Raw genomic sequence first — 14,136 nt, forward strand, 5'->3', positions numbered from 1 at the left:
CTTTGTGTAAATCCATGAAATGAATATAGTATGGATTCATTAACGCAGTCCAGAACGCTCTTTTATTAGTTTGCAGTAGAAGAGTGTGCTCTGTTAAACTCATGATTAGATAAGGAGTGAATGCAATGTTAATCGGTCATATAAAAGAAATTGTTCGTCATCCAGTAAAATCTTTTCGTGGAGAAAGTGTACAAAAAAACAAAATAATGGAATATGGTTTATATGGGGATCGTAGCCATACTTATTTAGACGATACTAAAAAAGGAGATTTCTTAACTATAACGCAATTCCAAGAAATGGTACGATATAAAGCGAGATTTGAGGGAGAAGAATCATTGGACAAATTTCCAAAAGTCGAAGTAATCACGCCTGAGGGGAAGGTTTTGGATTGGGAAGATCAAGAATTAATAGAAGAAATGGAAAGCAAATCAAAACGAAAAATTTCTACTAGGAAATATACGCCATCACATGTACCTATTGGACCAATTGCAGTAGAACACATTTTACTTGCAACAGATGCTTCATTAGATAAGTTGAAAGAACTATGGGGGAAAGAAGAAGTTAATATGAGACGATTTCGTCCTAATTTATTTCTATCATTAAAGGAAAAGAGACCTTTTATTGAGGAAGAATGGATTGGCCGACGTATTAAAATAGGCTCAGAAGTAGAATTGGAATTCGTAGGACATTGTGAAAGGTGTATGATTATTACTGTTGATCCTAGTAATGCCGAACGAGATTCGAGTTTACATAAAACGCTTATTAAAGAAAGAAATAATAATTTTGGTGTTTATGCTTCTGTAATAAAAACTGGGGACATTCAAGTAGATGATGAAGTTCATCTACTTGATTGAATTTTAAAAAAGAACGTGATGAATGTAAATGATTGAACGTATACTCTGTATCGTAAGCTTTTTTAAACATAAAGAATGTTCCCTTTAGTAATTTTGTATGATCACGTGGGGAAGTTGGTAAAAGGTCTGCTCCCTCTATTACATACTGAAAGATAGACTTAAACCTCGGTGCATGAGCATCGAGGTTTTTTATCAATTGATGATATGATTATCCAGTTTTTAGTTTTCGTTGCCATGGTTCTTATAGAGAATGTGGAATTGTCACATCGTTCTGAATATGCTTGTATTCGCATTTGCAGAGAGGGACTAGGAGGCACAATGAAGTGGTGGGTGAATAATAAGAACAAAAAAGTAGAGGTAATGATATAAATGTGCTAATGATAGCGCTCTCATTTATTTTTCATGAAGCTATAATTAAGCTGTACTAAATGATATTAACTTGAAAAGGGGAGTAAAAATGAGAAAAAAAATCAAATCCATTCCTGTTGTTTTGGTAGTTATCATGCTTGCATTTATTTTAGGGGCTTGTAACAGTAACAGTGATAGCGACGTAAGTGGTAACAGCGAAGGGGCAGCAAACGACGAAGAAAGTGCTGGCAACGAAACAACAAGTGAAAGCGGACTCAGTGTTGGGATCGTATTACCTACTAAAGATGAACCAAGGTGGGTACAGGACGAAGAAAGATTTAAAGAAGCCTTATCAGATTCTGATTATACGACGGAAATTTTATTTAGCCAAGGTTCTTCCGCTAAGGAAAAAGAAAACGTTGAAACTTTGATCAGTAAAGGTATTGAAGTTCTAATTATAGCTCCACATGATGGTCCTGCTGCTGGTGTCTCAGTAGAAGCAGCAAAAGCGGAAGGAATCACGGTTATCGCCTATGACCGCCTTATTACAGAAACGGATGCGGTTGATTATTACGTGACGTTCGACAGTCTCGCAGTTGGCGCAGCGCAAGGACAATATTTAGTGGACAATGCGGGAGAGGGTACTAACGTTCCATTGTATCTATATGCGGGTGCTTCTTCTGACAACAACGCATTCTTGTTCTTCGAAGGTGCATGGAGTGTTCTTCAACCTAAAATCGCTGATGGAACATTCGTAATAGCCAATTCTAGTGAAGCAGAAGCTTTACAAGATAAAGCGGAACTTACTCGTGATGAAATGGGTAAAATTCTAGGGCAGGTCACTACAAACTGGGATCCGAACGAAGCGAAAAACAAAGCTCAAACGCATCTTACAGCTGTAGGACCAGAGATGAAAGGTGATATTGCAGTACTTGCGCCTAATGACGGCACTGCACGTTCAATCGCAGATGTATTCTCAACTGATCCTGAAGTTTCAAGCTATATTATCACGGGTCAAGACGCGGAGAAAGCTTCTATTCAATACGTTATCGATGGGAAACAATCGATGACAGTGTTTAAGGATGTTCGTACGCTTGTGACAGATGCGATGGGCATGGCGGTTGATGTTTTAGATGGTAATACTCCTGAAACTACTGGTAATTACGACAACGGAAGTATTGATGTAAAAGCAAAGCAAACGGACGTTATTGTTGTTGACGAAGCCAATGTGCAGAGTGAACTTATTGATTCTGGATACTATGAAGCTAGCGAATTCACTGGACTATAAAATACAAAATAACGAAAAGACATACTTGCAAGGAAGTAGTGATGGACTCGTCTATCACTATTTCCCGATTGTAAAGGTTGTTTGTTAAGGGAGGGAAATCATGAGCGAATATATTCTGGAAATGCATCAGATCACAAAGGAATTTACAGGAGTCAAAGCGCTCAGTAATGTTAACTTCAAAGTAGAAAAAGGTGAAATCCATTGCTTAATCGGTGAAAATGGAGCCGGCAAGTCCACGCTTATGAAAGTACTTAGCGGTGTCTATCCTTATGGAAAATATAAAGGAGATATCGTATTTAATGGCAGTATTCAACAGTTTAATAAAATAAACGACAGCGTAGATGCAGGTATTGCGATTATTTACCAGGAGCTAGCATTATTTCCGGATCTAGCGGTTTATGAAAATATATTCATAGGCAATGAAGTAGAGAATAGAGGAGTATTGGATTGGAACCAAACGATTATTGAATCGCAAAAAATGCTAGATAAAGTGAATCTGAAAGTAAATCCAGAAACATTGATTAAGGATTTAGGTGTAGGCAAGCAGCAACTCATAGAAATTGCTAAAGCTTTAAGCAAAGAAGTAAAGCTACTCATTTTGGATGAGCCGACAGCAGCGCTCAACGAGGACGACAGCGAAAATCTATTGAGATTATTAAGAGAGCTTAAAAGTCAGGGAATTACTTGCATTATGATTTCACACAAGCTGAAAGAAGTAATTTCTATTGCGGATAAAGCGACTGTGCTTCGTGATGGAGAGACGATTTGCACGTTGGATGCTTCAAAAGGAGAAATTAACGAAAGTATCATTATTAAGAACATGGTTGGTCGAGAAATTAATGCTATTTATCCCAAACGAGAGAATAAAATTTTTGGCGATAAAATACTTGAATTAACGAATTGGTGTGCCTATGATGCCCAATTGGGACGTCAAGTCTCTAAAGATGTCAACCTTCATGTCAAACAAGGAGAAATCATCGGATTAGCTGGCTTGATGGGTTCGGGCCGAACGGAACTTGCCTTAAGTATCTTTGGTAATCCAAAGTCTTATAAATTGCAGGGGGATTTAAAATTGCACGGTAAGTCTAGACAATTTAAACATACTAGCGAGGCAATGAAAGCAGGAATCGCTTATGTTACTGAAGATAGGAAGGGCGATGGGTTATTTTTAATACAAGATATTAAAAGTAATATATCCGTTGCAAATATGAAGGGGATTTCCTCGAATGGAATTATCAATGTAAACGAAGAGATCATTGTTGGAGAGAAATATAGAAAGTCTATGGGAATTAAAGCGTCATCATTAGAGCAAGTTGTCGGCAATTTGAGTGGCGGTAATCAACAGAAAGTTTCGCTAGGTAAATGGTTATTTGTAAATCCAAATCTACTGATTTTAGATGAACCGACACGGGGCATTGATGTAGGAGCCAAGTTTGAAATTTATACGGTTATGAACAAACTAATAAGCGATGGTATGAGCATTATCATGATTTCCTCGGAGCTTGGTGAAATTCTGGGAATGAGCGATCGTGTATATGTTATGGCCAAAAGTGAAATCAAAGGCGTGTTAACATCTGAAGAAGCCAGTCAAGAAAAAATTATGCAGCTTGCTACGCAATAGGAGGTTAAATGTATGAAACTTTATATGGAAGCAAAAGAATTAATATCAGATAATATTCGCGACTATGGGATGTACATTGCCTTAATCGTAATCTTTATTACCTTTTCTATCCTGACGGACGGACTATTCATGTCTTCTCGAAATTTAAGTAATTTACTAGATTCTGCTGGTTACATTGCCGTTTTGGCAGTAGGTGTCATGCTAGTGATAGTCATTAGACACATAGACTTATCTATTGGATTCTTAGCTGGTTTTCTTGGAGCAATTGCTGCTATTCTACTCATGCAGGTCGGATTATCAGTATATTTGGTCATTCCCATCATTCTTATACTTGGAATTATCGCTGGTTTGGCTACAGGTTTTCTCGTTGCAAAAGTTGGGATTCCCGCCTTTGTTGCGACACTGGCTGGATGGCTCATCTATAGAGGAGCATTACTTTTAGTAACAGAAAGAACAGGGACGATAATCGTTCAGGATGATAAATTTAACGCAATCGGTAATGGATTTATACCGTCTCTTATGCAAGTAAATGGGTTGCATGTACTCACTTTGCTTGTAGGTGCATTGGGTATCTTATTCTATATTTATGGCGCAGTCTCCAATCGGAGAAATAAGATGAAATATAGTTTTGATGTTGTTTCAAAACAGCTTTTCCTTTTACAATTAGTTTTTGTTTCAGCTATTATTGCTTATATTACGTGGATCCTGGCAGGGTATAATGGTTTTTCTTGGACAGTCATTGTAATGTTGATTGTGCTTCTTGTTTATCATTTTTTTACAACGAAAACAGTATTAGGGCGACATATTTATGCAGTGGGAAGTAACCCTGAAGCAGCACACCTTAGCGGCATCAACGTCAGTAAAATTACTTTTCTTGTATTCGGTTCCATGGGCATGCTCTCTGCGCTATCTGGAATTCTGTTCACCGCTCGATTACAATCGGCAACAACAACTGCAGGTACATTATTTGAGCTAGATGCCATTGCAGCAGCATACGTCGGAGGTGTTTCCGCTGCAGGGGGCGTTGGTAAAGTGACTGGAGCTATTATTGGGGCGGTAGTTATGGCATCTCTAACTAACGGAATGAATTTGATGGGCGTAGGGATTGCCCCCCAATATATCATTCGAGGTAGTGTATTGGCGCTAGCTGTTATCTTTGATGTTACTACTAGAAAGAGAGGGAAATAGTTTATAATATTTTACTAGTTCATCGTGAAGACAAGGAAGGGTGTGGAAAACGTAACCGTATTTTTTGGTTTTAGGGACTCTTTTCCTTATGGGAAGGGTCTTATTTGTGTTTATTTCCACATCATCGAGTCAAATTACCTCTACCATTGCCAATGAAGCACAGAACCGTCCCCTTGTTTCCAAACGAGTGTGGGTGTAAAATGAATTGGAGGTTGTTTTCTGAAAATTTAAAAAATAAACTGTGAAGGTTGATGAAAATTGACAATGGAGGCTAAAGAATTAAAGGTTAAAGAACAAACTATTTTTCATCACACTGGAAATAAAATAATAATAGAAGATAGAGTGATAGATATCATCACGAGATTAGAAGAACCACTAATCATGGTCTTAGGAAATGTTTTAAGCGCGGAAGAATGTGATGAGCTAATTAGCTTGTCGAAAGACAGAGTGAAGCGTTCAAAAATCGGAAATTCACGTGAAGTAGAGGATTTGAGAACAAGCAGTAGCATGTTTTTTCAGGAAAATGAAAGTGACCTTGTGACGAAAATTGAAAAAAGAACCTCACAAATCATGAATATACCTTATGAGCATGGAGAAGGTCTTCAAATTCTTAATTATAAAATTGGGCAGGAGTATAAAGCTCATTATGACTTTTTCTCATCTGCACATAAAGCCGTTCGTAATCCAAGAATCAGCACATTAGTTATGTACTTAAACGATGTAGAAGAAGGCGGCGAAACTTATTTTCCTAAACTCAATTTTTCAGTAACTCCAAAAAAGGGTATGGCTGTCTATTTCGAATACTTCTATGATGACCATGCTTTAAATGAGTTAACGTTACATGGCGGCGCACCAATTATAGCAGGAGATAAATGGGCCGCAACACAATGGATGAGAAGGCAAAGAGTCGAATAAAGTGAAGAAGAACTGTCTCAATTGGGCATGAGACAGTTCCTTTTCTTTGTGTACGTGGGATATCGGCGGATGCCGCATCATAGAATTACTGGCATAGGAGGCTGAAAGCATTCACTTTCAAGTGACATGTTAGTAATCAGCAGATTCCTTTCCTACCTAGAAGGTTTTCTTATTTTACCTTTTACATCTTGAGAAAGACTATTCCCCTGGTGCCAATGAAGCAGAGAACAGTCCCCTTGTTTCTATTCAAACTGGTCCATTTGTTCATCAAAACCTGAAGAAACCTTTTCAAACTCTTCATCGCTGTCAATCGCGGAGATAGCACCATTATTGTCGACCTTTAAAAAGAACACATCAACCTCTTCACTTTCCTGCTCCAACTCGTCAACAAAACTTACGGCAACATATTCGTTATCATCTAGTTCCATTGTACCTAAAACTTCAACTTCCTGATCCTCCGTGTTTTCATCACTTATGGTGAACACGTTACCAATTTCTAGTTTTTCCATTCTACCAGCTCCTATCAATTATGATAAATCAATAATGGTTCTTTACAAATATGTTTTCTGTGTTGCTTAGTATCTTCCCTTAATTAAAAAAGTAAACACGGTAAATTTTTGTTCATGTTCAAACGTTCGTTTATTCAAATACAGTTTAGGTGAAAAATAATGAAATCCCGTCTGAAAGATGTTGAACTCATCCGCTGGGAAAAGTATTAATTGGAATCTACTTCGTATATGTGAAGCATACTAGTACTTCTCTATTGCCAAGTCAATGAAGCAGAGAACCGTCCCCTTGTTTCCAACTTTAAAGGAGTGAGATGAATGCAGGAGAAATACTTAGATAGAATGAGAAACGGAAAAGGTTTTATCGCAGCGCTTGATCAAAGTGGTGGAAGTACACCAAAGGCGCTTGCGGCTTATGGTGTATCTGAAAACGACTATTCCACCGAGGAGGAAATGTTTGATCTGGTGCATGAAATGAGAACTCGCATTATTACTGCGCCAGCATTTGATTCGGAGCATATCCTCGGTTCGATTTTATTTGAGCAAACAATGGATCGTGAAATTGAAAGCCAATATACCGGACAGTATTTAGCCGAGAAAAAAGGAATTGCACCATTCCTTAAAGTCGATAAAGGTCTTGCCGAGCTTTCTAACGGTGTTCAGAAAATGAAACCAATTGATAATCTCAGTGAAACACTGGAAAGAGCTAACCAGCGTGGTATGTTCGGAACAAAAATGCGGTCTGCTATTCAAGAAGCAAACAAAGATGGGATTCAAGAAGTAGTTGATCAGCAATTTGAAATCGGTAAAAAGATTATCGATGCAGGACTTGTTCCAATCATTGAGCCGGAAGTGGATATTCATAGTGCCGATAAAGAGCAATCGGAAGAAATATTAAAGCAGGAAATCAATAAACATCTTGATCAACTAAAAAAGAAGGAACGTGTGATATTGAAGCTTACCATTCCTACGATCGGTAATCACTATAAAGAGCTTATTGATCATCCTCAAGTTGTTCGTGTAGTCGCTTTATCTGGTGGCTATTCCAGAGACGAAGCTAATGCAAAACTTAAAGATAACGAAGGATTAATCGCAAGCTTCTCTAGAGCATTAAGTGAAAACTTAAATGTAAGTCAGTCTGACGAAGAATTTAATGCAGCATTAAAAGAAGCGGTGGACTCTATATATGATGCATCTGTAAATAAAAATAGCTAACAAAAGACGCTATGGTGAAATATGAGGCATGAATCCGACTATAAATAACAATTCTATAAAGCGGGCGACGTATCGACAGTCGCTCGCTTTATTAATGAGAGGCATAATCCCACCGATAATGACCAGCAATCGGGGTGCTTATTGAAGTTAGTTTTACTTCCGCTGCAAACGGACGGGTATTGTGAATTAAATAAGGCGTGCCATCTTTTGCACGTTTATCGGAAATAATACCGACGTGATGGAAACCTTCCAAATAAAGAACGATATCACCAGGCTGCCATTCTTTAAGATTCTCCACGTCACCTGGAATTAATTCCTTCGTTAACGACTCTGCAAAACGCTCAAAATACACATATTGATTTGGCACGCGTCGGAAATCAATATTAGTGTCCGGATGCCCATCTACTCTTGGATACAGTTCAGTGTTCGCATGTATATCCTCGTCCATCAACTCTTTTAAAGAAATCCCTGCATTGAGTAGTCCCCGCCAAATAACATCCGTACAAACCCCTTCGTTCTCAGGGGGATAGCCACCTGCATAGTAGGCGCTTTTATATTTAGTTCTCTGTTCCGATTCCACCCGGGCAGCGTTGACAATATCAATCGGATCCGGAATGCCGTTTTTATTCCGGTCTACTGAGGAATATGTATTTGGGACCTCAACTGTTTTTCCGAAAGGTATTTCGAAATGAATACCTACAGAATCAAGAATAATTCCGTCTTTAAAGAAGAACAAAAAAGCAAAGATGAAAGTGATAAAGATAGGAAAAATATAACGTATTATTTTACGCTTCATAATAGATATCTCCTCAGACGAATTTAAGTGAATTATATGGCAAAATCAGAAAAAAATCTAGCATATTAATGGTAATGCAGGGGACGGTTCTCTGCTTCATCCGGATAGTTTAGCAACACTATATAAGGAACATACATTCGCATTTTGTGGACAATGGTAATCTACAGGGATATAATATTAATAACCACATGTGGCTATTGGACAGAAACTTCCATTATATCTAAGGGTGGGATATTACTTTTTTAGGCGTATGAACGATGTAATACGTATCGTTTGTTTATGTGAATTTCGTGGTAAACTAAACGAAAGGAAGACTCGAATATATATTCAAAGCTAATACAGCCGAATTATTTAAGACTCTTGAACGCTCAGTAGAGGCACTTCAGGAAATTGAGGATAAAGACACGAGAACGGCATACTTTCAAACGTTAATTAACTATATTTTTAATGTAAAGAAAAACTTAAGTCAAGCTGAGGTGAAACAGTTCAGTAAACGAATCGAACATATCTATCCTGAAGGGAGCAAAATGATTATGAGTTTGAGAGAAGAAATCCTAAAAGAAGGGAAACAAGAGGGTAGACTACTTCAAAATCAGGAAGATATTCACTATTTTTTAGAAGAAAATATTCGTGAAGAAGCAGAAGATCTTTATAAAAAAGTGACATCCATTCAGGATACTGAGCGTCTTGGACAGTTGAAACGCAAATTGTATCGAACGAGTTCAAAGGCTGAAATAAGAAAGATGGTTATAGAGGGAAGTCAGTGATGTGTGTTTCTTGATTCTCCATGTATGAATATGCTCATGCGCGGAGGAGTTAGGTATTTTAACAGGTCGGAATTCAGATAATTCTTGATTTATGGAGATTGCTGTAGGTTTTAGAACAGAAGGCTCGAATACGCTCTAGCCGACGCTTTCCGCGGGCAACGACTTCGGCCTCCTCGGGAAAGTCCGCCCTGTGCGGTCTTCAGTTGTTGCTAATCCCGCAGGAGTCACCGCATTCGCTACTTCGAGCTTTTAAAAATCTATGGTTAAGAAGGTTCACGCTGTTATAAATAAAAGACGCTTTGCATTTTTCTTAACAAGAAAGGATAAAGTGAAGACTCAGTATAGGCACATAATTTCTTTATAAACTTATTTTTATCGTTTTCGAAAAAACATATTATTCACTGCAGTCATGGCTTAAAGCAGGGCGTATTTTTTTGTGTGAATTATCTAATGTTGCCTGCGATACTATACTTCCCCATCAAGTTTCACACCATAGTTTTTACCTGTGCAGTTCCTTGTTACCAACAAATCTCTCAACAACTAGCTAAAACCTCACTGATATTTCCAGGAGGGCCATTTGGATAATTGTTTCTTGATATCTATCGATGTTCATATGCTATAATCTAGTATTAGATGAAAACGTGAGTTATTACAAAACCAAATAGAAGAGTTAAATAAACTGGTTTCCAAGATAGTGTTGCAAGAGGGACACTCAAATTCGCTCATTGCATCAAAGGGATACTGAAATAGTGAAAATCAATTTTTTCAGTAACCTTCAGAATAATTCGTATTACATAATAGAGATCAATCAATCCCTTAACAGGCAATCTCATAGCAAGCAGGTGGAACGTGATGAAGTTACTGAATAAGACATATCGTTGTCCAATTACCTTAACAAATAAGGCAAAGGACAAAATGGGCGTGCTTGGGATAGAGCGTTCGTTTTTTTCGTTGGAGAGATCATTTCGTGTATATATAGAAAAGTATCCGCAGACAGCGGATCGTCCCCTTTCTGCCGCGTTGTTCTTTGATAATGTGGAAAATAAGCGTTTGGCCGATATGTACGATCGTCTTGTGATCATTCTTCATTGTGTGGTGGAGAAGGATTGTTTTATTGTGACAAATGTGACGAAGAAATCAGCGCGTTCCTCCGTGCGAACAAACTGGCGTCAATCAGTCGATCTCACTTTTGATTTAAGCGACCAACGAGGGAGACAGGTCCCATTTGACTTGCTAAACTTGCTTCATGACATGCCGGTAGCGCAAGAAATTTCCACATATGTGAAAAAGCGGATGACGAGTTGGGAAGGCTATTTGAAAATTCAAGAGCGTTCCGCGGATATTCCGGACATGGTCGCTCGTTTTACGAGTCTTGCATTCAACGATGATTTTAGCCGTGTAACGATCAAGGGATGCGAGTTGAATGATAAGGAATGGAAATCACTCAGAAATTTGAGCGTAAAACTTAAGGGGCTTGACCAAGACATCGGGAAGGTACTGAAAGCGAATCGCTCCGCTCGTACAGTGGAAGTAGAAGTCAATAAATATATGGAAAAACGAGCAAGGGAGCAGCAGCTCGACCTGCCTCAAAAAGAAGTGATCTTCAGTAACTTTGCGGCATTGAGCCAGGTGAAACGGTTACGGCAAGGGTTTAAACATTTAGAAGATGGCTTGGCCGCCAATCCGGAACTGGAACAACTTTTATTTGAAAACAAGCCGCCCGTTCAAACGCCCAAAAAAATCGCTCCGCTCAAATTTCATAATCGATTGAATGAATTTCAGCAGGAAGCAGTCCAAGGTGCGGTGGCTTCGGAAGATTTGTACGTCATTCAAGGGCCACCTGGAACGGGAAAAACAACGGTTATATCGGAAATTTGCCTGCAAAATGCGAGAGCAGGGCTTCGTACACTCGTTGCATCCCAATCGAATTTAGCAGTTGATAATGCGCTCGGCCGATTGTTGGAAAATAAGGATATTCGTATTCTTAGAGTAGGTCGTACGGAAAGCATTGAAGAGGAAGGCAAAAAGTTTATGGAAGAAAACGTAGGTCAGTATTGGAAGGACCATACGTTAAAAGAAGTCTCCACTCAATTTGAAGCGCGACATAAGCGCGAAAAAGAACTAGAAACAGAGTGGACGGAGAATGAAGCGGAACAAGAGCGGCTAAAGCCGGTGCTCGCACGATTAGAAGCAGAGGTAGAAGCGAAAAAGAAAGCGAAAGAGCAACATCACGAAATCGAAACGTTTTTGAAAGAACAAAAAAAGAAAGTGGATCATGCTGAAAAGGAGCAACAACATGCTCAGAGCGATGTGCAGGAGATCGAACAAACTCTTCGTACGTTGACGGATTTGATAGAAGAAGATAAAAACTTTCTGCGTGAGGTCCCCGAACCTGACACGATAAAAAAAGAAATCGAAGACAATCAACAGGTGATCCAAAAGCTGCAACAAAGCATTGCTGTTCAAGCACTTGAAGACAAAATCAGTGAACAAAAGCAAACACTGGATCAAGCGACTACGGAATATGAAAAGTTTGCCGAGGCTATCCAACAAACTGATGCTCTCATTATCAAAGTAACAGAATCGAAGCAAGTCGATACTCTGAGATGGATGGTTCTAGAGCAAAAACTCGAACGTACGTTAGATGTTCAGCAGTTATTTGAAGAGATAAAGGACATTCGTGAAGAAATTAACCAATTCCAAAAATTAAAGGAATACAATGACACGCTAAACCGCGCGATTTCCTATCTTGAACAGAGATTAAACGAGCATCATACCCCGACTGACAAGATTCAGCAACGGGCGCTCCACCGATTATCCGTTTATACGGCGGATGAAATCGATCAGTTTTTAGACGAATTAAGAAGCAAACTGAATGGACAACAAATCTCTGTGCAGGTGCTTGTATCGGATCTGGAAGGTTTGTATAGCAGGAGACACTTTGTGCGGCAAAAAGCCGAACGGTTAACGCCATTTGATACGAATAAACAGTTGGCGCAGGAAGCCTTTGGACAGGTGAAGCAAAAAATGCTCGGTCAACTCCACTACAAGCAGAGTGTCAATAATATGTCTCATGAAAAATGGCAGCTGGAAAAAAAAGACGAGGACTCAGCACTTCATTCTCTTCAAGAGAGTCTGAAGCAAATGTTGGAGACAGCAGAACGAATTCCGAACGCAAAAGATTTACTTCCACAAAAAGAAGAAAAAATGCTGGAACTGAAGAAAAAACACGAGCAATATAAGCAAGTGAAAGAGCAGCTTGAAACGAACCGCAAAAAACAAGAAGAAGAAAGCGTTCGGCTTCAAGAAGAAAAGAAGAAGCTCGGTGAAACTGAGGCCCGGCTCGAACAATGGCAAAGTTCGATCACTCAGAAGCAAGAAGAACAACTCCTTTTAAATGACATATTGGAGACTGATCCGGAGAGCGAGCATGAGGACCGCTTAAAGCAATGGGCGAGTCTAGCATTTAGGTGGGATTCTTTAAAAAAAGAGAAAGAGAGACTGCCTGTTTTTCAGTCGATTCAAGGACAATGGCTCTCTCTGTTAGAAGAGGCAAATGAACACGATTTAGAGGAAATTCGCAAGCTTTATGTGAAACATGCCAACGTGATTGGAACGACTTGCGTGGCCTCTGCACGAAAAGATTTCATCGACAGCTATCCTGAATTTGATGTCGTGATCATCGATGAAGTATCGAAAGCGACCCCACCGGAGCTTCTTTTGCCGATGCTAAAAGGAAAGAAAATCGTCTTAGTGGGGGACCATCATCAGCTGCCGCCTTTATTAGGAAACGATACGCTAGAAGAAACGTTGCAGGAAATGGCGGATGATAGTGATGACTTTGAAGGTAAAGTTGAATTAAAAAAACTGTTGAAAGAATCGCTGTTTGAAAGATTGTTTAAAAGCTTACCGAAACAGAACAAAACGATGCTTGCGATTCAATACCGCATGCATGAAAACATTATGGAAGCTATTGCACCGTTTTATGAACAGGAAAATGAGCGGCTTCAGTGTGGTTTAACGGATTCAGCTGCACAACGTGATCACTTGCTGGAATCACCGCTTGTTCAGCGAAATAATCATCTTTTATGGCTTGATGTTCCGAATGAACCTTTGTTTTTCGAAGAGCGAATGAAAGGCGGAAAAAGTCTGTATAACTCCGCTGAATTGAGAAGAATAGAAGATTTACTGAAGGAGTTGGATGAGGCAACAGCTCAAGCAAAACAAACAGGGAAAATGAATGCCGATGAGAAAAAAAGCATTGGTGTCATTAGTTTTTACGGGGAACAAGTTAAAAAAATCGATCGATTGATTCATCAGGTACTTCGTTTGGATCACTTGACGGTGCGCACGGGAACTGTCGACCGTTTTCAGGGCATGGAAATGGATGTGATTCTGTTAAGTATGGTGCGAAACCATGATAATAAACAGGCGGACATCGGTTTTGCCAATGATTACCGCCGATTAAATGTTGCCCTGTCGAGAGCAAAAGAATTACTCGTTTTAATCGGCAGTATAGAAATGTTTACCAAAAAGGCGAAACAAGCAGATACACGAAAAATGTATACGCACGTGTTAGAAGCAGTCAAAAAACAAGATGGTTTGCGTGAGCTTGAAGGGGTGGTTCAGCATGGATAA

The 14,136-nt window shown here is 39.2% G+C and carries 10 protein-coding genes; 8 read left to right on the forward strand and 2 right to left on the reverse strand.

Annotation, left to right across the window (positions count from 1 at the left end; genetic code table 11):
* Positions 1 to 125: 125 nt before the first annotated feature.
* The 5 genes from CEF18_RS05395 (at position 126) to CEF18_RS05415 (ending at position 6,214) form a co-directional block, all read left to right on the forward strand.
* On the forward strand, positions 126 to 854 hold the full coding sequence (locus tag CEF18_RS05395; protein WP_110935537.1) for an MOSC domain-containing protein: 729 nt from the start codon (positions 126 to 128) through the stop codon (positions 852 to 854).
* Between the two features lie 457 nt (positions 855 to 1,311).
* Positions 1,312 to 2,490 carry a sugar ABC transporter substrate-binding protein gene (locus CEF18_RS05400; protein ID WP_110935538.1) on the forward strand — a complete coding sequence of 393 codons (1,179 nt, stop codon included), beginning with the start codon at positions 1,312 to 1,314 and terminating at the stop codon, positions 2,488 to 2,490.
* A gap of 100 nt (positions 2,491 to 2,590) precedes the next feature.
* Complete coding sequence (locus CEF18_RS05405) at positions 2,591 to 4,111, forward strand: sugar ABC transporter ATP-binding protein (protein ID WP_110935539.1); 1,521 nt, start codon at positions 2,591 to 2,593, stop codon at positions 4,109 to 4,111.
* Positions 4,112 to 4,123: 12 nt separating this feature from the next.
* Positions 4,124 to 5,299, forward strand: coding sequence for a sugar ABC transporter permease (locus CEF18_RS05410; protein ID WP_110935540.1), 1,176 nt, complete (start codon positions 4,124 to 4,126; stop codon positions 5,297 to 5,299).
* Between the two features lie 264 nt (positions 5,300 to 5,563).
* The gene (locus tag CEF18_RS05415; RefSeq protein WP_110937601.1) at positions 5,564 to 6,214 is read left to right on the forward strand and encodes a 2OG-Fe(II) oxygenase; all 651 of its coding nucleotides are present in this window, start codon (positions 5,564 to 5,566) and stop codon (positions 6,212 to 6,214) included.
* A gap of 242 nt (positions 6,215 to 6,456) precedes the next feature.
* Here CEF18_RS05415 and CEF18_RS05420 read toward each other — a convergent pair whose 3' ends face one another.
* Complete coding sequence (locus CEF18_RS05420; protein WP_110935541.1) at positions 6,457 to 6,723, reverse strand: DUF1292 domain-containing protein; 267 nt, start codon at positions 6,721 to 6,723, stop codon at positions 6,457 to 6,459.
* 315 nt (positions 6,724 to 7,038) lie between these two features.
* On the opposite strand from CEF18_RS05420, the gene CEF18_RS05425 reads away from it, so the two are divergent.
* A complete protein-coding gene (locus CEF18_RS05425; protein WP_110935542.1) occupies positions 7,039 to 7,935 on the forward strand; it encodes a fructose bisphosphate aldolase in 897 nt (298 codons plus the stop codon).
* Positions 7,936 to 8,026: 91 nt separating this feature from the next.
* Here CEF18_RS05425 and CEF18_RS05430 read toward each other — a convergent pair whose 3' ends face one another.
* Positions 8,027 to 8,731 carry a DUF1287 domain-containing protein gene (locus CEF18_RS05430; protein WP_110935543.1) on the reverse strand — a complete coding sequence of 235 codons (705 nt, stop codon included), beginning with the start codon at positions 8,729 to 8,731 and terminating at the stop codon, positions 8,027 to 8,029.
* A 533-nt stretch (positions 8,732 to 9,264) separates the two neighbouring features.
* Between CEF18_RS05430 and CEF18_RS05435 the strand changes: the two genes are divergently transcribed.
* Both CEF18_RS05435 and CEF18_RS05440 read left to right on the forward strand, forming a co-directional pair.
* Complete coding sequence (locus CEF18_RS05435; protein WP_120689081.1) at positions 9,265 to 9,498, forward strand: hypothetical protein; 234 nt, start codon at positions 9,265 to 9,267, stop codon at positions 9,496 to 9,498.
* Positions 9,499 to 10,350: 852 nt separating this feature from the next.
* Entirely contained in the window at positions 10,351 to 14,136 is a 3,786-nt protein-coding gene (locus CEF18_RS05440) for a DEAD/DEAH box helicase (protein WP_110935545.1), read from the forward strand.

Source organism: Salipaludibacillus neizhouensis (assembly GCF_002886185.1).
Classification (GTDB): Bacteria; Bacillota; Bacilli; order Bacillales; family Salisediminibacteriaceae; genus Salipaludibacillus; species Salipaludibacillus neizhouensis.